The sequence below is a fragment of the Sediminibacillus dalangtanensis genome (genome assembly GCF_017792025.1).
Classification (GTDB): domain Bacteria; phylum Bacillota; class Bacilli; order Bacillales; family Amphibacillaceae; genus Sediminibacillus; species Sediminibacillus dalangtanensis.
Genome location: NZ_CP046956.1, coordinates 1,516,731 through 1,537,156, shown reverse-complemented (window position 1 = coordinate 1,537,156; position 20,426 = coordinate 1,516,731). Strand labels below are relative to the sequence as shown.

The window sequence follows — 20,426 nt, the reverse complement described above, 5'->3', positions numbered from 1 at the left end:
CACCATTACTTTTTCAGTATTTTTCCGGTAATCATAAATGTGACTGGCACTGTTATAAACAGGGCAGCGAACGGGGCTGCATTTCCATTCCAGCCAAGTAGATCGACAAAGATATACATTAAACAAGATGATAACGTTATATTAGCTAGTTGAGATAACGGGAATTGCAAAAACTTGGAAAACGTCGGCTTTACCCGATAGGTGAAATAAACATTTAGAAAAAAAGAAATCACCAGACTGACAAAAAACCCCAAAATGTGAGCGACTAAATAGTGCCATTCCAAAAGGTTAAAGCAAATCAAATATACCAAGTAATAATTAACAGTGTTCAGTCCGCCGACAACTACAAAACGGGTGAACTCATTATTGATCCAATTCATCATAAATCCCTGTCCATGTTCGTATCCCTTATCAAATAATGCGGCCTGCGCTTCGTTTCTGCATAAATCCTGCCGACATATTCACCGATAATCCCCAGGCTGACCAATTGAACTCCTCCAAGAAACAAAACAGAAGAGATGATGGAAAAGTAGCCAGGAACATCAATTCCTGTACGGATGATGCCGACCAGCATGACAAAAATGTAAAGCAGGGCCAGAAACATAATAATCAGCCCGCCGTAGAGACAGACGCGGAGCGGTTTTTGATTAAAAGAAACGATTCCTTCTATTCCATAATTGATCAGTTTTTTATAAGACCACTTTGAATCTCCGTTACCACGAACATGATTTTGGTAATATACTGTCTTTTGTTCAAATCCTATCCAGGAAAACAGTCCTTTAGAAAACCTGTTTCCTTCTGACAATTCCAGCACAGCTTCCACCGCTTTTCTGCTCAATAGACGGAAATCTCCTTCTCCATCTTTTAGTTTTACATCAACAACTTGATCAATCCATTTATAGTAAATTTTCGATAAGAATGAACGCATTCGTGAATCGCCATCACGGTTGCGCTTAGCAACAACCTGGTCGAAGCCTTCCTCAAAGCCCTCGATCAGGTTTCCGATTAAATATGTAGGATGCTGTAAGTCGGCATCCATAATAATGACGGCATCTCCTCGTGCATGTCTTAGGCCGGCAAGCAATGCTGCTTCCTTTCCAAAATTTCTTGTAAAAGAAACATACTTTACCGCTGGATGGTCGTTTGCCAACTGGTGTATTTTCTTAAATGTATCATCTTCACTTCCATCATCTACAAATAAAATTTCATAAGCGTAATTCATTTTTCCCAATTCTTTCGTCAGTGCTTCATGGATCAGCTGGATATTGTCCGATTCATTATAGGAAGGGATTAAAAAAGAATAATAAGCCTCATTCATATGCGTGTCCTCCGATATTAATCATCACTCAAAAAGGTATGTTTCTAGAGACAATTATGATATACCCTTCTACCTTCCATGATAAAACCCGACCAAAGTTACAGGCAACATTCAAAGGGCTGGAAACAGCAAAAAATCAATATAACGTACCGTTTACACTAGCGTCTCATTAATGATACGGTTTTATTATGGGTCACTATGGGTATTAAAGGTACGAGTGCTACATAATCGATGTGACCAGAATGGTCCATCACCCACTGATGCACACTCGCATTTTATTTTACACACTTCCAAACAATCTATTTATAAAGAAATGAGCAAGCGCCTGTTTAAAGGAGTACAGGCTAATTCCGCCACGTCCTGTGGCAACGCCTGCATGACCCAAATCGTTTGGGCCTCCGACAAGCTTAAGAACAGACTCGAAGTGGCGTGGTTTGCCACAAAGAGGATGGACTTAAGACCTCGAGGGGGTAGGCGCTGAAGCTGGACAAAAACATTACAGAGTATTTATTTCTTAATAAAAGAAAGGGGGCTCTGCGCTAATAGCGCGCAGATCAACTTCATGGCTGAAAAAAACTATACCTATACTACAAAAAAACCAGGAATTGTATTTGTTATCTCCACAATTTTAGTAGCTTTATTTGTTTTATGGGGAGCGACCTCTCCAAACACCCTGCAAGAGGCAGCCAGTGACGCACTTAGCTGGATGATTGAAAGCTTCGGCTGGTTTTATATGCTGATCACTGCATTTTTTGTCCTGTTCGTGATCATTTTAGCTATCAGCCCTTTTGGACGGCTCCGTCTTGGAAAACCGGACGACAGGCCGGAATATTCCTGGTTCTCCTGGATTGGTATGCTGTTTGCAGCTGGAATCGGGGTCGGTTTTGTCTTCTGGGGAGTTGCCGAACCTGTACTCTACTATTTGGACACACCTGTAGGTTATCAACCTGAAACCAGAAAAGCGGCCATCGCAGGACTTCGATATGGCGTATATCACTGGGCCTTGCATCCTTGGGCTATATTTTCCATTGTTGCCTTGACGCTTGCCTATGTTCAATTCCGCAAAGACCGGCCCGCTTTAATCAGCTCTGCTTTTTACCCATTGATTGGCGACCGGACGGACAGCTGGATCGGTAAAACAATCGATATACTGGCGGTTCTGGCAACCTGTACCGGTGTGGCAACCACATTCGGCCTCAGCGCGATGCAAATCACAGGCGGTTTGTCCTATATCAGCGCCATTCCCAACAATGCTTGGACGCAAATTTCGATTATCATCATTGTCACCTGCTTATTCATGATATCAGCAGCAAAAGGAGTCAACAAAGGGATTAAATTATTAAGCAATGTGAACCTTGTTGTGGCCGGGCTGCTCTTATTGTTCGTTATTATCGTGGGGCCGACATTATTTATCGCCGAGAACTTCGTTTCCACATTGGGCGGTTATATTTCGAATCTAGTTCCGATGAGTCTGACGATGACCCCCTTTTCCGACAGTGAGTGGCTTGGCACAAATACCATTTTTTTCTGGGCCTGGCATATTTCCTGGGCTCCATTCATGGGACTATTCATCGCTAGGATTTCACGAGGCAGGACAATACGAGAATTCATGGCCGGTGTATTGATTGTTCCTTCCTTGTTGGCGATTATTTGGTTTACTACCTTTGGCGGTACCGCATTGAATGTAGAAATGTTCGGCTCTGGCGGATTAGCCGAACTAGTCACCGGTGATGTAGAATTAGCATTGTTCGCAACGCTGGGGGAACTGCCACTTAGCACGATTACCAACGTTCTTGCCATCCTACTAATCCTGATTTTTTTCATTACCTCCGCAGATTCGGCTTCCTATGTATTAGGTGCCATGACTTCCAAAGGCAGCCTGGCACCAACGATGACTGCTAAGCTCGTTTGGGGATTCCTGATTGCAGGGACAGCCAGTGTACTGCTTTTAAGCGGAGGCGGCGGTTTAGATGCATTACAAACGGCTTCGATTATTGCCGCTTTGCCATTTGCTATTATCATGTTGGTGATGGTAATTGCCATTCTGATGATGTTCAGTAAAGATTTACAACTCGAAGGCAATCGAAAACGGAAGCGGCGCATTTCCAGAATAAAATCGGAATTCCGAGAAGAGTTAATGGACGATGTAAAAACAGAAGTATACGATGAGATTTATGAGGAAGTCAAACAAGAGGTGAAAGCGGAAATGAAAGAGGAAATAATGGAAGAACTTTCGGAAGAGGACAGACAGAAAATCGACCGGAAGAAGGATTAAACGAAAAGGGATTCACCAAGCAGCGGTGAATCCCTTTTCTAGCTATTTTTGGATAAACATTTGTGTCCAATAGTTACCATCAGCATCAAATCCGACTCCAATATGGGTCAGTTCTCCGTTCAGGATATTTTTCCGATGACTCGGACTATCCATCCATGCTTGTACCACAGCCTCAGCGGATTGCTGTCCTGAAGCGATATTTTCAGCCGCTGTTTGATAGTCCACATTATATTGCTGCATCATATCAAACGGAGAGCCATATGTTGGCGAGTTATGCGAAAAGTAGTTATTTTCGGACATATCTTCCGATTTTTCCTGTGCTACTTCGGTTAAATCCGCATCGGCTTTCAGCTCTTGAAGTCCATTATTACGTCTCTCGACATTCGTTAACCGGATGACTTCTTGCTGCATATCACCGATATTCGCATTGTTGTTCGTTTCACCATTCTGACGATCTGTTTGTTGGTTGTTTTGTCGGTTATCTGGTTGATTGTTTCCTTGGCTGAACTGCCTAAAATCCTGTTGAAAGTTCTCATTTCCGCGTCTTAGCGGTGGATTTTCCCTAAGATTTGGATATTGGCTCTGGCCACCCGGATTGAGAAAAAATTGTCCATTATCATTGTCATTATCCGGATTTCCGGCATCTTGCCCTCCACCATGAAAACCGACTTGGCGAAATCCTTCGTCATTATTCGGGTTTTGCGCTTCCTGGTTGTTCGTATTACATCCAGTTAAACCACTTAAGACAACGGCCGCTGCAACAGTAACAAACGCTTTTTTCATCAGTTGACCTCCATTGTAATAGACTGTGGCATATTTACTATTTGTCAACCGATGCGAATTATACTATTGAAAAAAGCGACAAGCGATTTCCAGAACAACCATATTTTATTTTCTTGGCCCTTCGGGAATAAAATCTTGTATATCAGTTTTACCCTTAGTAAAAGTTGATTTTTTCTTTGAAATCATGCAACGTATCATCTGGATATACGGCTTTACGAGGTATTTCATATAGTGCCATTCCTGGACGAGCATCATTGTACTCAACGGTAAATGCCAATTCAAAGCCCAGCTCCTTTACTACATCGATAGTATTTTGGTTGTATGCACCGTAAGGATAAGCGATAGAACGATTGCGGCCTGACAAATTAGTCAAACTGACCGATAAATCATCTCTTATCTCATCTGGCGCTTTGGATTCGAGGTAAGCTGTACCCTGTTTGTTCCGTTGATGAAAATTATAGGTATGACTTTGAAAGTCAAAAACATCGCAGCTTTTTCCCACATCAGACAGGCTGAAGTATTGATGTTTGCTCGATGAGAATTTGTCCTCTCGTTTGGAAACAAACCCTGTAACCAAAAAATTGGCGGCGGTAAATTGATATTTTTTCATTATAGGGTAAGCCTCTATAAAATTATCCTTGAATCCATCATCGAACGTAAGCAAAACACTTTTTCTCGGCACTTCTATTTTTCCTTGCATGAACAATAAAAACTCTTTTACCGTTAACGTTGTATAATCATGATCGTGCAGAAATTGCATCTGTTCCTCAAAGGCGGACTTCAATACGATTGTGTCATACAGTTGCCCATGTTTATCATAATGGATCGATGGATCGATCTCCCCCTCCTCTAAAATCCGATGATACATGAGCACGGTAACCTTTTCCGCTGCTTTTTCTCGAAATAGCGAAAAGTCTCTAACCTGTTCTGTCCACTTCTGGCATTTTTCTATGCCAAATGGCTGATTCGTTGGAAATAGGGGCGGACGCGATGATAAAGCCCTTGTGAAATCGTCGGAATAAAAAAGACAAATTGAAGAAAAAATCAAAAGGAATACTAGTGTATAACCGAAATTAAACCATTTTTTCATCCCAATCCCCCCCCGTTAGACAGCTTGATCATCCGTTAGCGCTAAATTTTCACTGTTAGGTGGGTTCGTGGTTGGTATTCGGTTGGAAACCGTCCAGTCATTCCTGTTCCGAAAATACATATACGTACCACAAATGACGAAAAAAATGCCGAGCAGTCGATAAGAAACAATTTCAACTGGTATAAAGAAAACGATACGCAAATAGTCATGAAACGAATAAGTGACACCAAATCGATGGCTGACAATCAATGCCGTGATGCTTTGATAATTTGCCAGAAAAAAAGAAATCGTAAACAGGCCGCACGCAATCATCAAATTATCCAAATTAATTAGAATCGATACTGGGATAAACAACATTGGAAAGGCATTCAGTGTTCCGAGTGCAAGGGAATCGATCAATAAATAGATTGACGCAGCCATGCCCAGCTGTTTAAAAAAGGCTTTACGGTACATAAAAATGCAGTCAACAAATGCTTTTTGCCAACGGATTCGCTGCCGGAACAAGTCGCGTAAAGTCGCGGGGCATTCTGTATAGCAAACTGCCTGAGGAATAAATACCAGTTTATGGCTACTGTACTTACAATTGATCAAACGTTGAATACGCAGGGTAATATCCATATCTTCCCCTACAGTCCTTCGGTAGCCATCCACTTCAAATAAAGCCGATCTCCGAAATGCACCAAAAGCGCCGGCAATCACAGTAATCGAGCGAAGCCTTGCCTGAGTGAATTTATGTAAATAAAAAGCAGTGATATATTGAATGATTTGAAAACGAATGATTCCTTTTGTTCGGAAAGTCGGCATGGGTTGCGTAATACTACTGGAATACCCTTGTCCGATGTGAACAGTCCCGCCTGCAGCAATAACCTGGTTATCTTCAAATCCGGCATTGACAGCATGCAGAGCATTTGAATCGAGCACACTATCTGCATCCAGCGTCACGACAATCTCTTTACGCGCATATTCTGTTCCGGCATTCAATGCATCTGCTTTCCCGCCATTTTCTTTATCGATGACAAAGATTTGAGGAAATCGCTTCGATTGGTATATTTCCTTTACCGACTGATGAGGAATTTTCACGGCGGGCAACCGGAAAACTGCCGGCTCAAGCTGCAAATGCTGATGAAGGACATCCATCGTCCGATCAGTGGAACCATCGTTCACAAAGATCGCTTCATAATTCTTGTAATCAACATGGACAATTCCCTGTATACAACGAAGAATAATCAGTTCTTCATTGTAAGCTGGAATCAAAACGGAAATGCCCTGCTGACTGTCTGCTCTGCGAAACCGGCTATTTGGCTTAACCGTAAATAACGGGATGAATATATATAAGAGTTGAAATACAATAAATATGATAAAAAAAACGATCGTTACTTTTAACAACATCTATCTACACCCCCCTTCTTTTGAAATACTCTTACATAATCTACTTCAAAAGCTTGTGGTAACTCAGTTGTTTGATCGGGATCTCCCGGCCATACACCCCCGATTGCGGTATTTAAATAAAGGTACATTTTCATTCCCGGCACGGACTCACTGGAGCGAAATCTTTCTTTCCCATCGATTAGCCAGATGATTTGCCCGGGAGACCATTCTATCGAGAAAGTATGAAAGCCTGCTGAAAAATCATCTCCTGTATAGGTGGAGGAATTGCTTACAAGCTTTTCATTTCCATTTAACCAGTGTTGTACCATCCAAATTTTATGCGGTTCATGCCCCAGCATTTCCAGAATATCAATTTCAGGCAGCCATTTATCCTCCTGATCGGGAAGCATCCAAAATGCTGGGAATATCCCCTTTCCTTTCGGCAATTTCGCTCTTATCTCTGCCTTCCCGTAGCGGAAGCTAAACTTGCTCTGGGTATGTACGGCTCCAGAAGTGAATCTTCTGTCATGATACGTTTCTTTCCTGCTGATCAGCCGTAAACGACCATCTCCAACTTGGACATTAGCAGGAGTATAATATTGCAATTCCTCATTTTTAAAGGATGCCCAGTCTTCCGTCCTCCACTTATCCGTATCTAATCCTGAATCCGTAAATTCGTCATACCAAATAAGGTGCCATCCCTTCTCAGCATAAGCCGATTCAATTTGGGCTTCCCGGATGTATACTGGCACTCTGCCAGCCAACTCAAATGAGTGTGCATCGCGAATATAAGGGGTGTCAGCGACTATGACTGTCGCTTGATCTGAAAACAGACGAATTGCAAACAACACAAGAAAGCATATAGACACTAAACAAGCCAGCACTTTTCCCAAGCTAGTCACTTCCTGCCAAAGTCACTTTTGTTCTCTATAAAGAATATAAAATATTTTATAACGAAAAAAACAAACAGAAAACCGTTGTATTCGTTCTTTTTAGTGAAAAATACAACAGTTCTGTTCGTTATTTGAGTGATTCCTACGTTTTTCTTACTTTTTCATTTTTTCTCTCTAGTTAACTGTTACGACTTCCAGTTCTTGTACAGGCCGCTGTAAATGAACTCTGATATAGTGACTGTTATATATATTAATCCACTTATAGTTAAAAGCCCCAGTCTTTTCAAACAGGGCATTTTTCCTATTGTTCATCCTTCTTGTGTTCTCTACACGGGGGTTATTCCTTTGGAAAAAGAGATAAGGCAAATTTTTTAATGAAAAATGAAAAGACAGGAAAAACATATACATTCACATAAAGAAAAGTGCAAGCGCCTGTTCAAAGGAGTACAGGCTAAAGCCGCCACGTCCTGTGGCAACGCCTGCATGACCCACATCGTTTGGCCCTCCGACAAGCTTAAGCAAAGCCTCGAAGTGGTGGCCTTTTGCCACACAGAGGATTTGCTTAAGACCTCGAGGGGGTAGGCGCTGGAGCTAGACATCTCTGAAATTTATACTTTCTTATCTTTTAAAAAACGCCTTTGCAAGAAAATTTTTTCCCACAAAGACGTTTCGTGTTTACTTTTTGGACTTAGGCCATTATATTATATCCGGCATCCACATGAACTGTTTCGCCTGTCACTCCTCTCGAAAGCGGACTCATCATCACTGCTGCCATATCTCCCACTTCTTCTTGTGTCACATTTCGTTTCAGCGGCGCTCTTGATTCGATATCATGAAGCATATCGTTAAATCCAGGGATTCCTTTAGCTGCCAGCGTCCTGATCGGTCCAGCCGAGATCGTGTTGACCCTTATACCGTCCGCTCCCAAATCCAGCGCCAAATAGCGCACCGAAGATTCTAAAGCAGCTTTGGCAACTCCCATCACTTTATACCCTTCTAGTGTTCTTTCTCCACCAAGCGCACTCATGGTGATAATCGCTCCACCTTCCGTCATATAGGGCTTCGCTTCCCTGGACACAGCAATCAACGAATATGCACTGGTATCCTGAGCAAAAGCGTATCCACTGCGTGAAGTGTCCACAAATGCCCCTTTCAAATCCTCTCCATGAGCGAAGGCAATGGAATGTACCACGCCATCAATCCTGCCTGCCTTTTCATGGATGTCTGCGAATGCGTTTTTTATACTCTCGTCCTCATTAATGTCGCAAACAGTAACATGCTCAGCAGTTAGTTCGTTTTTTTCAAAAAGCTTCGTCAATTTTTGGTATGAGCGTTCTTTACGGTATGTAAATGTCAGCTTTGCTCCGGCTTTAGCCAGTGATTTAGCCACTCCCCAGGCAAGACTGCGTTCGTTGGCCACTCCCATTACTACAATATGTTTATCTTTTAACTGTAATATATCTTCCATAATGTCCTCCATTAAGTAGTTTCTGTTTTATCATAACAAATTTCATCAATAAAGACAGTCCCCTTTTGAATAAACGCTAATCGGCATCCAATCCCCTTCTACTGCTGACCGGTTTTATGTGCATAAAATACTCTGGTAAACCAAAATACCGCCACACCTGTCAAGAGGATGATAAATTTCCATCCTGCCTCTCTAGTTTCAATAAAACTCCACAGTGACCAAATGAGCAGGACAACTGAATAAAATACAAAAGCATTTCTGCATGCTACATAATTGTGATGCTTTTCCATTTCATCTGGTTTCCGCATTTCCCATTTACTCCTCTCCATAGTGAAATTCGAATAACTCATCAACGGTTACCTCCAAATGGAAGGCCAATTTAAAAGCCAGCGCCAGAGTCGGATCGTATTTGTTATTTTCAATTGCATTGACCGTTTGTCTCGTAACACCGCACTTCCCTGCCAATTCTTCTTGCGACAGTTTTTTACTTTTTCTAATCCTCCGAATCGTATTCTCCACATCTACTGCCTCCGAATATAACGGTCTCCCATTAAAATGTCTAATATGTTTTACATTTATTTGTAGTGTAAAACATAGATTACCTCATGTCAAACTTATTTTACATTTTTCTATCCTTCCCACTGAATAAATAGGAAAAATCGCTTCTTCTCCATATTGTTCATTGGTACATTGGATAGAAACCGGGAAGTAACTCCCACGCCGATTCCACGGCCTCGTTTTCACTTGTACTCTGTAATCGCTGTTCTAAGTGAGAATTCAGTAGTATCCTGTTTAAGTATAGAAAACGGTTGAAATTCCTTCGGGAGGAGAGGCCTCGGTGAGATCCCTGTGAACGCAAGCACGAGGAAGCTCACTAGCCGCCCTTGGAAAGCGCAGGGGATTCCTGCAGCAGTTGACTACACATTTTCTAATCAAGGACAGAAGTGAACCATTTAATGTGCAGTTTCTGACTTTTGCGCAAAACACTATTCTCTTATAAAATAGCCTAAAAGAATGAAATATTCGCCCGGGAGGGGTTCCAGTGATCATCAGACAAACAAGAAAAGAAGATATTTCTTCGTTGTTGACCATATACAACCACGCAATCGAACATACAACCGCCACGTTTGATTTGGAAACACAAACAATCGAGCAACGGAATAAGTGGTTTTCCAAGTACGGCGGCCGATACCCATTGCTCGTTGCTGAGCACGATGGAAGAGTAGCAGGTTATAGTTGTTTGAGTGCCTATCGAGACAAACCCGCCTACCAATGGACCTGCGAGCTTTCGGTTTATGTCGATCCCGCCAACCAGGGAAAAGGTCTAGGAAAAGCGTTGATGGGAGCTATCCTAGAGCAGGCACAGAAACTCGGATATCATTCAGTAATTAGCGGCATAACAGCCGGTAACGACGCCAGTATCAAGCTCCATGAGCATTTTCACTTCACATTCATCGGTAGCTTTAAGGAGGTCGGCTACAAGTTCGAAAGTTGGCAGGACGTATGGTTTTACCAGTTGATTTTATAACAGGCCTACTGTGTCTGCCTAACCCAGCCGCTTATACATTAAGCGGTGGGGGCCGATGGGCTCGATATCGAATACTTCACCCTCAAAATCCATCCCCATTTTCAGGTAATAATCGCTGACAGTTGTACGGGCGTTACACCACCACAGGGAAGCCGACTTCTCCCTCATCAATGATTCACCTTTTTGGATCAATGCGGTACCGGCCTTTTGATTACGGTACGCCTCCAATGTCGCCATCCCACGTAACCGGTACTGCCTTGTGTCGGAAAATGCTTGATGCTTTTCCGGATAAAAAGAAGCAATACTGATTAACTCCCCATCTAAATATGCACCCAAATGGAAAGAACCCTGCTGAAAATCGTTCGGATACTGACATTGGAGTATAGATTGGTTTGGCCGTAGAACCTGATGACGTAGTAAATACGTTCTCTCCGGTTCTATTTGTTTTACTTCAAGCATTATATTCTCCCTCTTTCGCTTGCAAAATAATTAGTGCAACTAGCTATTACTTCGCTTTTTACTGAAAATCCTCCTGCCAATTTTTCTGTTTAAAGCATGTATTTTCATAAAATATGGCAAGCTAATCAAAAAAACAGGAGGTAACAGTATATGAAGAAAGCTTGGATCCTACTTTCTGCTGCATTTTTTTGCTGGCATTCCGCAGTTCCACAACCAGCCGAGGCACTTTCTGTAGAGCCAGTAAGCGATCAGTCCGACAGCGGGAGTATTATCATCGGTTCCAAAGTCATCCAGGAAAAAACCGATTTCGTTTCCATTGATTTAACTATACCTGTCGTAAACGGTTTGTCCGACCGTAAATTTGAAAAAAGACTAAATAGTCACATCAAAAAACTAGCCTTGGAAGCGAAGAAAGAAATCATCGTCCAGGCAAAACAGGGTCAGAATAACGCCGAACAGGAAAACCGGCCATTTAATCCCTATGAACTGAAGATTGATTACAATCTTAAAAATACGGATCAAGTCTTGTCCTTTACGGTAACTACTTATTCCTATACAGGAGGTGCGCACGGGATTACAGAAACCGATTACTATAATATTGACTTAAAAACCAATCACAAGTTAGTTCTTACAGGTCTTTTCAAAGAAAACAGTAACTATCAGGACATCATCAACCAGGAGATCCATCGACAAATCAAAGAGCAGGAAAACGCAGAGGAGGGAAGCTATTTTCACCCCGATGATCTCTTTACAGGAGCAAGTGCCTTTCAAAGTATCTCAGAGGACCAATCTTTCTATATAGAAGACGGGGATTTGGTCATCGCTTTTGGCCAATACGAGATTGCACCGGGTTATATGGGAGAACCTGCCTTTCACATTCCCCTATCGACCTTGCAGGAACAATTACAAGAACAATATCAAAACCTCGCGAAATCCGAGTAACCCATTAAAAAAGGAAAAAACCGGAGCAGATATACTGGTTTTTTCCTTTTTTAATTAGGAGTGATTTTTTACAACTTCCTGGCCATTCGACGTTCCAGTGAACAAAAGAATAGCCACACGTGTACCTCTCGTCTCCCCTCATTGTTATATTAACTTTCCCATTTGATATATATCAGTTTGAAAGCACTTATAATTCTATAGAATTTGCAGATTCGTCTATAGAATTCAGATGGTAATTGAACTTTTTAATGAGTTAGGATACCATTGAAAACAACTTTATCCATTTAGAAATCTTGTTAAGATTGGTGGGTTGAAATATGATTTTCCCGGAGTTAGAAACTGAGCGACTGCATTTAGTGGAAATAAAAAAGCAACATGCCTCTAGTTTTTTTGACATCATGTCCAATGATCAAGTGACTAGGTATTATGGGATGAACAGCCTGGTTAACATGGAACAAGCAGAGGAAATGATATACTCGCTTCATGAAACCTATAAAAGCGGAAGGGGCATTCGCTGGGGATTGATTGTAAAGGATAGTAACCGTTTTATCGGGACTGCAGGACTGAATAACTTAAGTACCTATAGCAAAAAAGCTGAGATTGGTTATGAAATAAATCCAGATTTTTGGAGGATGGGCTATACTACCGAAGCAATCAACAAAATCATGCAATACAGTTTTGAAAAGCTCGGGTTATACCGGCTTGGCGCGGTTACTTTCCCCCAAAATCATGCTTCCAATCAGTTACTGCGTAAATTAGGTTTTATGGAGGAGGGCACTTTAAGAGGATATTTATACCAGCATAAGCAATCCCATGATGCGTTGATTTTTTCTTTATTACAACCTGAATGGAAACAAAAAATATAACTACTTGATAGGAAATTGTTTTCAAAGAAACAGTCCATCTTAAAATATAAGCAGCCACCAAATTAAAATACCGATAAAAACTGCTGTTCCGATTGCAGCATTTTTAACGGCATATGGAATATGATATGGAATGTAGTGCATGGGAATTCCTATAAGCAAGGCTGCCCCTGCCATAAACAATACTGCATACAGAAGCATTCCTAAAAAGTTGTCGACTGGGAATGTCATTGTTTCGATTATATATGCCATCTTTCCACCTGCTTTTCTATTATCTGCTGTATAAATTGAATCCCAGTCATATATATTCCATACCAGTCCGGATATTCCTGCATTTTTCCTATAAAAAGTTAAAGAATAGAAGGATTTGCACCGCTCGAAACCTTTCACAATTGCCGCGCCTGAATGTTGAGAAGGAAAGAAACAGGTCGAACAAGTTTTGTCTATGCCTAATCTCTCTTGCTTTTTCAACAAAAGCTTGCAGAAAACGCAAGGTTTCTCAACAAGCAGTCGAATAAGAAAGTTGTTTTACTATTTATTCAGCAACTGAACGGGATTTTCCCGATGAAGCAAAAAGCTCATAAAAAATCTGAAAAAACGGTGATTTTTTTGTTCATATGTTTTCCTCCTGTCATCACTTTTTCTCCTTCAATAAATGGAGTAGCTGTTCATATAAGCCTTCCATCTCTTCCTGTGCGATCGTACGAAAATCAAGCATCACTTTTTCTTCCTTTATTCTTGTAATAATGGCCGGCGTTCCCAACCGTAAGGTGTCTGCTAAGTGTTGCGCGGAAGAGATTGTACTAGTAATCGCTACCACATAGGTTGGTAGTTCTACAGCAGGCATCGTACCTCCGCCGATTTGCGATGTGTCTTCTATCATTTCAAACTCAAGTTGTGGAAGTTCGGCTTCCAGCCGTTCGATCATCGTTTCCGCTTGTTCTTTGATTGTTTCCAGCCTTTTGACAATATCCCGGACAGTTGGCAATTGTTGTGCTGCAGTTCCGGATATATAAGCCATCAACGTTTTTTCCAATCCAGCAAACGTCATCTTATCAACACGAAGAACCCGTGCAAGCTGATGTTTTTTTAACCGTTGAATCAATTCCCGCTTTCCGGCTATGATTCCTGCTTGTGGTCCACCCAACAGCTTATCCCCGCTGAAAGATACTAAATCCGCACCTTCCTTGATGACCTCTTTTATAATTGGCTCGTCACCGATTCCCTCTGCTCTAAAATCATATAGTGCACCGCTCCCTAAATCCTCGTAAAAAATGAGATCCGGGTATTGGCTCTTCCATTCCGCCAACTCTTTGGTACTCACGGAATCTGTAAAACCAACTGTTTTAAAATTGCTTGTGTGAACCTTTAAAATCATTCCCGTTTCTTCATCTACAGCCTTCTGATAGTCATATAAATGCGTTTTATTCGTCGTACCGACTTCCACCAAATTCGCTCCGCTTTCTTCCATGATGGACGAGACACGGAACGATCCTCCTATTTCGACTAACTGTCCGCGGGAAACAATGACATTTTTCTCTTTTGCTAACGCCCGCAGTACGAGAAAGACTGCAGCCGCATTGTTGTTTACGACCATGGCTGCCTCCGCTCCCGTCAGCTTCACGAGTAAATCCTCGAGAATATCATGGCGTGACCCCCTTTTGCCGGCTTCAATGGCATACTCCAGATTGGAAAAGTTGGCTGCCACCTGCTTTACATGGTCGATTGCTTCCGGACTAAGACGTGCTCTGCCGAGATTCGTATGCAAGACGGTTCCAGTAGCATTGATTACCGGACGGAGCCTGTCCTGTTCAAAGCGCTGTAAACGCTTTTCAGTGTTTTGCCATATGTATTCTGTGAAACTATGGCCAGCGGTCTCTTCGAGCGGATTGATACCGTCCAGTAACGCCTTGCGCAATTCGGCCAATTCAGCTTTTATGGTGCTAGTGACTTCCTCTTCCGGGAATCCGGATTGAGCGGTAAGGTCTTGGAATTTCGAATGCTGCTGAAATTCATGAACCGGCGGCAGTTCTCGCAGCAAATGCTTCATATCATCTTCCTCCATTATGCCTAACATGTATTCTATTCCCATTATAGCCTGAAAACGGCTCTTAAACCCATTAATTCGATTACGACGAATTCCATGTTTTAACTAGAAAAAGAGCCACATTGTTGCTGGCTCCTTTAACTTAATTTAACCTATCCATTTCAGCAATTACTGCATCCAGTTCAGGATAAATTCCTGTATCCAATTTCGAATGCAGCAACTTACCGTTCACAGAGATTTCAAACGCTCCCCGAGAACTTGGTATCATTAACAGGGATGTAATCGTAGAACGATAGTGAGTAAATAACTGTTCCGCAAAACTTGCGGCTTTTGGTGCATAATTTCACTGCATGCAGAATGTAATCGTTACCTCGTATTTCATATTTTCTCCTCCTTTTTCTTTATCATTTACAACTCAGGACAAAACTGTCTCATCCGTTTTCCGAGTGCAGCCAGCGCCGGTTGCCTTCTTCCCGAGTGGTCCAACCCCATTGATCAAGCAATTCGAGCAGCGGAATCATATATTTTCTTGAAACATCCCACGCACCCTTCACATCTTGCAGTCCAAACGTTTCATTCGTCATCTTTCTCAGCTTTTTAACGGCTTCTAAGAACACTTGCTGATCAATAATCATATCATCAGTAAGTGCATAAGCCTGTCCGGTCTGTAGCAAAAAACTTTTCAATTCACCAGCGATCGCTTCAGGAAGAGGAGTACCAACAAAGTATTCTTCCCATTTCCTGACTTGCAGCCCATCCTCTTTAAGCTGGTCAATAATTTCTTCCAATCTCGCTTTCCAACGCGGGGGCAAGTGCTGTCGAAAATCAGCGGTCGACAAATACTGTTCCTGTTGCTTTACTATCCCTTGCTCCAGCATTTCAGTTATAACAAAATCGATAAACGGTCTTGGAAAGGTGTCCAGAAAACTTTGGCGTAACTCCGCTTTGTTAACTCCAGGCCGCATCGGATGCTGCAGTTGATAGTTTACCACGAATTCTTCTATGGTCTTTTTCCCTTTCTCAAAAGTACTCGTTAAAACGAACTTTTTTCCGGCTGGGATAAACCGTTTCGATTGAATACCACTGTTTAAGGCCGCCATAACGACAGCATTATCTAAAGAAGTATTCTGAATAATTTGCTGTTCATTCAAGAGGGTATGTTCGTTTAGTGCTGCGGCAATCAAATCCTCTGGTGTACCTACCTTTTTCTGTTCCAGCATATTGGTCGTTTCTGTACCAAACCGGTATTTTTCACCTTTCGGATCGATTACCCAGCCTCCACCGATCGTTTCCACTGGGGTAGGCCTGCGGATAATGAAGCGATCCCCCCGACGCACGACAACTTCCTCTTCCAATCGCAGTTGACAAAGTATCTCATCCTGTGCTGTTTGTGCTTCATTCCGATCGAAAAACACTATTTTCCCCATCACCTCAGATGTTCCAATATGTAATTTGATGGGAGCCCTCTGTTTTATCGGATGCTCCATGTCATCCACTAAACGGACCGCCACATCAATCGTCTTACTTACCAAGAAATGGTTGGAAGCAACTAGAACATCTCCTCTGTTGATTTGCTCACGGTCCGCGCCTGTAATATTTACTGCAGTCCGCTGTCCTGCTCTTGCTTCCTGTACATTTTCATGATGTACCTGAATATTACGTGCCCGAACTTTTTTTCCTGCAGGCAACACCGTTAATGAACTGCCTTGGCGTATCACACCTTCATAGATGGTTCCTCTAACGATCGTACCTTGCCCCTGTACAGTGAAAACCTGATCGATCGGCAGACGGAATGAGCCAAACCGGTCCCTGAATTCTACTTGTTTCAAAGCGGAAAAAATAGCCGATCGAAGCTCTTCCACTCCTTTCCCTGACACACTGTCTACAAACACCATTTCAGCTTCCGAGAAAATCGTGCCCGACAATGCTTCTTTTATATCACTTCCGACAAACTCCTGAAGTTCTTCGTCAACCCGGTCGATTTTGGTTACAGCCACCAAACACCTTTTAATGCCGAGAAATTGAAGGATTTCCAAATGCTCCTTTGTCTGCGGCATCACTCCTTCATCAGCAGCGACTACCAGTACTACCAAATCGATGCCTGCAACACCAGCTATCATTTGGCGGATAAACCGTTCGTGGCCTGGAACGTCAACAATGGATACGTGCGTACCATCCTCTGTATGTAAAGGGGCATATCCCGCTTCAATCGAGATACTCCGCTCTTTTTCTTCTTTCAGCCGGTCCGTATCAACATTGGTCAGCGCTTTGGTCAAGGTCGTTTTGCCATGGTCAATGTGACCAGCCATCCCGATTGTATAGTAAGTCTCGTCCATCCTCCCCACCCTCTTTCATTCTGTCATCGTACTTCTTACTTTAATCATCTAGAGTCCGTGATTCAAGCAGGAAGAATCAAAAACTAGGAGGGACAGAAAACCTAGGAGGGTCAGTCCCTTATTCGCGACTGATAACCATGCGGGCTACTCGGCGCAGCACTGAAAACCTTGCTGTCCCAACGTTTGTGTGCACGTCCAATACTTTCAGGGTCAGTCCCCCTACCCCGCATTTCCTAATAAATAGTGCGTAAATTGGGTGTAGGGGGACTGACCCCTCAGGTCTGAAGGGTTATTTGTCTTCTTCGTTTATGCCGAACTGAACACGGGGGTTTTTTGACATTTCGATATCGACGCCGGTCCGGTCTTTTTCATATGCTGGTGTTTGAGGTAATTTCACTTTGTTTTTCCCTCTTGAATGATGATGTTCATCTCTGCCCATTCTTTCCACCTCTTTTCAAACAGTTTCCAGCATAGTATTTGTCTGTCTCCTCATTCCAATGTACGCTGGTAAAAACTACTGAGACTTTGTACTTGCACCTGCGGGAAAATCATTATAAACTGGGTGAGGCTTGGCGATAATGACTGATGGGGCTGGATGGGTGACTGGTGTCCCCCTGGGTCTTCAAAACCCTGAGGGAGGCGCGTGCCGTCTCCGGTGGGTTCGATTCCCACACAGTCCCGCCAATACATAAGGAAAGTACGGCCGCAATTCAACTTAAAAGAATTGCGGCTTATTATTTGCTCTTCCGGGTAAAGTAAGCTCATACATCCATTTTCCATCAGCTTATAGCTTGCCTTAGCATGGTGGCTTATGAACAATTTTTCAATTCTTTATCGCCAATATAAGTATTTATAAAAGGATGTGTACGATGAAGGTAATACTCGCAACACCAAATTATCATCAACAACGCGGAAACACCGTTACAGTCCAGCGGATATCGAAGGCGTTGCTTAAATTGAACATACAAACGGAAATCGTATCGATCACGTCTGAAAATCAACAAAAAGATTTACCTGATGCAGATTTGGTACACGGTTTTCATGCCTATCGGTTTTATCAGTTTTTGAAGCAGCTTCGAAAAAAACCGACAACATATATGATCACCATCACCGGTACGGACTTAAGCTATTATTTATATGAGGACACGACCAGAGCTGATACGATTGCTTCACTAACAAGAGCTCGTGCCATTCATGTATTTAATGAGGAAGCACGGTCCACCCTGTTGAAAGAAATCCCTGGAATCACTGGAAAAATCCATGTGATTCCCCAAGGCACAGATGAATTTCCAAGTCCTGATGATAAGTATGAAAAAGAACCAGGTACCACCCTGTTTGTTCTACCAGCAGGTATAAGAAAAGTTAAAAATGTACCGGCAGCCATCCAAATGATGAAAAAGCTGCACACCGATTACCCAACTATTCGCTTGGCATTGGTTGGCCCAATTCTGGAAGAAGAAGAAGGAAATGCAGTGGAACAATTGGTCGCCGAAAACAACCATTGGGTCAGCTATCTTGGCCAAATAGATCATGAAAAAATGGGAAGCATTTATCGGTCAGCCGATGTTCTGCTAAATACATCGCTCGCGGAAGGACAGCCCTCGGCAATATTGGAAGCAATGGCTGCCGGAATACCTGTTTTAGTTTCGGATAACCAAGGGAATCGTAGTATTGTCTCCCATGGAGAGAATGGGTTTATTTACCAGAACGAAAACGAATTTCTTGCTTATGCGGAAAAAATCATGAATAATAACCATTTAAGACAGTCCATAGGACAGGCTGCTGCCCGCTATATTTCGGAAAACCATTCCAGTCAACAAGAGGCTAAAAATCTACTGGATATTTATAAACGGCTTACGTAATGGGTGCATTGGAATATTCAGAAGGCAGCAGATCAATTCTTAAGGAATTAAAGGAGTGTGGGAAAATGTCTAAAGAAGAAATAGTTAAATTAACTTCTTTATCCAGCAAAGGTGGCTGAGGATGCAAAATCGGTCCTGAGGACCTGACGCAGGTGCTGCGTCACTTACCAAAATCCGTACCAGATCCAAATCTGCTCGTCGGTTTAGAAACGTCAGATGATGCAGGTGTTTATAAAATCAATGATGAAACTGCCCTCGTTCAGACTTTGGATTATTTTACTCCCATTGTGGATGATCCCTATATGTTTGGACAAATTGCAGCCGCAAACGCATTGAGCGACGTTTACGCAATGGGTGGCAAGCCGATTACGGTAATGAACATTGTCGGCTTTCCGATCAATGATTTGGATAAAAGCATTCTCGCTGATATTCTTGCCGGTTCATCTGATAAAGTGAATGAATCCGGGGCCGTATTGGTCGGAGGCCATTCTATCGATGATCAGGAACCTAAGTTTGGGTTATCGGTCACCGGCACCGTTCATCCGGACAAAATCCGGGCAAATGTCGGCGCAAGACCAGGTGACAAGCTTATTCTCACCAAACCGATCGGGGTCGGGATTTTAACAACTGCCATCAAAAACGGCTTGCTGGACGAACAAACAACTGATGAAGTGATGGAAGTGATGGCTGCTTTAAATAAATATGCAGCCGAAGCGATGGAGAACCATACCGTCCATGCATGCACGGATGTCACCGGATTCGGGTTGCTGGGCCATACAAGGGAGATAGCTGAGGGCAGCGATGTCGGCATCACGATTCATTACGATAAAGTACCGCTTCTTTCCCGAACAAAAGAGCTGGCGGAAAAGAATGTCATCCCTGGAGGTTCAAAAAAGAACCATAAATGGTTGGCCGAATGCATTGATTACAGTGATCAAATAAGTAAGCTTGATCAATTGATCCTGTGTGATGCTGTCACATCCGGCGGATTGCTGATTTCAGTGCCAGCAGCCGAAGCTGACGAATTACAACAAAAACTGCAAAACAGCGATGTTCCGTCAGCAATAATCGGTGACGTCACCAGCGAAAACTGTGGACGTATTTCTGTGGTATAAACCTTCTGTTTCTAGGGAAAAGGGCTCAAGAGAGTCCTTTTTCTTCTTGAATACAATAACAAAAGCCGGTAAATGAAAT

20 protein-coding genes, 1 tRNA gene and 1 pseudogene are annotated in these 20,426 nt (G+C 42.6%); 7 read left to right on the top strand and 15 right to left on the bottom strand.

Features of this window, described 5'->3' with window-relative positions; genetic code table 11:
- Positions 1-5: 5 nt before the first annotated feature.
- Entirely contained in the window at positions 6-380 is a 375-nt protein-coding gene (locus ERJ70_RS07760; protein ID WP_209369210.1) for a GtrA family protein, read from the bottom strand.
- Positions 380-1,318 (bottom strand): glycosyltransferase family 2 protein, encoded by a 939-nt coding sequence (locus ERJ70_RS07755; protein WP_209368383.1) that lies wholly within the window; start codon positions 1,316-1,318, stop codon positions 380-382. Before ERJ70_RS07755 ends, ERJ70_RS07760 begins: the two co-directional genes overlap by 1 nt.
- Before the next feature lie 562 nt (positions 1,319-1,880).
- Here ERJ70_RS07755 and ERJ70_RS07750 point away from each other — a divergent pair.
- Positions 1,881-3,593 (top strand): BCCT family transporter, encoded by a 1,713-nt coding sequence (locus ERJ70_RS07750; RefSeq protein WP_209368382.1) that lies wholly within the window; start codon positions 1,881-1,883, stop codon positions 3,591-3,593.
- 42 nt (positions 3,594-3,635) lie between these two features.
- On the opposite strand, the gene ERJ70_RS07745 is transcribed toward ERJ70_RS07750, so the two are convergent.
- The 7 genes from ERJ70_RS07745 to ERJ70_RS07715 form a co-directional block, all read right to left on the bottom strand.
- Complete coding sequence (locus ERJ70_RS07745) at positions 3,636-4,376, bottom strand: CAP domain-containing protein (protein ID WP_209368381.1); 741 nt, start codon at positions 4,374-4,376, stop codon at positions 3,636-3,638.
- A 154-nt stretch (positions 4,377-4,530) separates the two neighbouring features.
- A complete protein-coding gene (locus ERJ70_RS07740; RefSeq protein WP_209368380.1) occupies positions 4,531-5,466 on the bottom strand; it encodes a polysaccharide deacetylase family protein in 936 nt (311 codons plus the stop codon).
- A gap of 15 nt (positions 5,467-5,481) precedes the next feature.
- The gene (locus ERJ70_RS07735; protein WP_209368379.1) at positions 5,482-6,855 is read right to left on the bottom strand and encodes a glycosyltransferase family 2 protein; all 1,374 of its coding nucleotides are present in this window, start codon (positions 6,853-6,855) and stop codon (positions 5,482-5,484) included.
- Positions 6,846-7,718, bottom strand: coding sequence for a glycoside hydrolase family 16 protein (locus ERJ70_RS07730; protein WP_245208192.1), 873 nt, complete (start codon positions 7,716-7,718; stop codon positions 6,846-6,848). The genes ERJ70_RS07735 and ERJ70_RS07730 overlap by 10 nt, the downstream gene beginning before the upstream one ends.
- A gap of 697 nt (positions 7,719-8,415) precedes the next feature.
- The gene (gene fabI / locus ERJ70_RS07725) at positions 8,416-9,195 is read right to left on the bottom strand and encodes an enoyl-ACP reductase FabI (RefSeq protein WP_309507389.1); all 780 of its coding nucleotides are present in this window, start codon (positions 9,193-9,195) and stop codon (positions 8,416-8,418) included.
- 98 nt (positions 9,196-9,293) lie between these two features.
- Positions 9,294-9,503, bottom strand: coding sequence for a hypothetical protein (locus ERJ70_RS07720; RefSeq protein ID WP_209368377.1), 210 nt, complete (start codon positions 9,501-9,503; stop codon positions 9,294-9,296).
- A 7-nt stretch (positions 9,504-9,510) separates the two neighbouring features.
- Positions 9,511-9,714 (bottom strand): helix-turn-helix transcriptional regulator, encoded by a 204-nt coding sequence (locus tag ERJ70_RS07715; protein ID WP_209368375.1) that lies wholly within the window; start codon positions 9,712-9,714, stop codon positions 9,511-9,513.
- Positions 9,715-10,237: 523 nt separating this feature from the next.
- On the opposite strand from ERJ70_RS07715, the gene ERJ70_RS07710 reads away from it, so the two are divergent.
- Positions 10,238-10,723: a GNAT family N-acetyltransferase gene (locus ERJ70_RS07710; protein ID WP_209368373.1), complete on the top strand. Its 486-nt coding sequence runs from the start codon at positions 10,238-10,240 to the stop codon at positions 10,721-10,723.
- Between the two features lie 18 nt (positions 10,724-10,741).
- On the opposite strand, the gene ERJ70_RS07705 is transcribed toward ERJ70_RS07710, so the two are convergent.
- Entirely contained in the window at positions 10,742-11,182 is a 441-nt protein-coding gene (locus tag ERJ70_RS07705) for a GNAT family N-acetyltransferase (protein ID WP_209368371.1), read from the bottom strand.
- Positions 11,183-11,332: 150 nt separating this feature from the next.
- Here ERJ70_RS07705 and ERJ70_RS07700 point away from each other — a divergent pair, with 150 nt between their 5' ends.
- Together ERJ70_RS07700 and ERJ70_RS07695 are read left to right on the top strand one after the other, a co-directional pair.
- On the top strand, positions 11,333-12,124 hold the full coding sequence (locus ERJ70_RS07700) for a DUF3298 and DUF4163 domain-containing protein (protein WP_209368369.1): 792 nt from the start codon (positions 11,333-11,335) through the stop codon (positions 12,122-12,124).
- A 317-nt stretch (positions 12,125-12,441) separates the two neighbouring features.
- Complete coding sequence (locus ERJ70_RS07695; RefSeq protein WP_209368368.1) at positions 12,442-12,990, top strand: GNAT family N-acetyltransferase; 549 nt, start codon at positions 12,442-12,444, stop codon at positions 12,988-12,990.
- Positions 12,991-13,029: 39 nt separating this feature from the next.
- Here the strand turns inward: ERJ70_RS07695 and ERJ70_RS07690 are convergent, their stop codons facing one another.
- The 5 genes and pseudogenes from ERJ70_RS07690 to ERJ70_RS07670 form a co-directional block, all read right to left on the bottom strand.
- Complete coding sequence (locus ERJ70_RS07690) at positions 13,030-13,239, bottom strand: hypothetical protein (RefSeq protein WP_209368367.1); 210 nt, start codon at positions 13,237-13,239, stop codon at positions 13,030-13,032.
- A gap of 382 nt (positions 13,240-13,621) precedes the next feature.
- The gene (gene selA, locus ERJ70_RS07685; protein WP_209368366.1) at positions 13,622-15,037 is read right to left on the bottom strand and encodes an L-seryl-tRNA(Sec) selenium transferase; all 1,416 of its coding nucleotides are present in this window, start codon (positions 15,035-15,037) and stop codon (positions 13,622-13,624) included.
- A gap of 139 nt (positions 15,038-15,176) precedes the next feature.
- Positions 15,177-15,365 (bottom strand): annotated as a pseudogene (locus ERJ70_RS20215) (Rdx family protein); the annotation flags it as partial.
- Positions 15,366-15,465: 100 nt separating this feature from the next.
- Complete coding sequence (gene selB / locus ERJ70_RS07675; RefSeq protein ID WP_209368365.1) at positions 15,466-17,370, bottom strand: selenocysteine-specific translation elongation factor; 1,905 nt, start codon at positions 17,368-17,370, stop codon at positions 15,466-15,468.
- 289 nt (positions 17,371-17,659) lie between these two features.
- A complete protein-coding gene (locus tag ERJ70_RS07670; protein ID WP_209368364.1) occupies positions 17,660-17,809 on the bottom strand; it encodes a YfhD family protein in 150 nt (49 codons plus the stop codon).
- A gap of 148 nt (positions 17,810-17,957) precedes the next feature.
- Between ERJ70_RS07670 and ERJ70_RS07665 the strand changes: the two genes are divergently transcribed.
- The 3 genes from ERJ70_RS07665 to selD all read left to right on the top strand — a co-directional run bounded on the left by ERJ70_RS07665 (position 17,958) and on the right by selD (position 20,347).
- Positions 17,958-18,054: transfer RNA gene (locus ERJ70_RS07665), tRNA-Sec, on the top strand.
- 185 nt (positions 18,055-18,239) lie between these two features.
- Entirely contained in the window at positions 18,240-19,232 is a 993-nt protein-coding gene (locus tag ERJ70_RS07660; RefSeq protein ID WP_209368363.1) for a glycosyltransferase, read from the top strand.
- A 65-nt stretch (positions 19,233-19,297) separates the two neighbouring features.
- Positions 19,298-20,347, top strand: coding sequence for a selenide, water dikinase SelD (gene selD / locus ERJ70_RS07655; protein WP_209368361.1), 1,050 nt, complete (start codon positions 19,298-19,300; stop codon positions 20,345-20,347).
- Positions 20,348-20,426 lie beyond the last annotated feature (79 nt).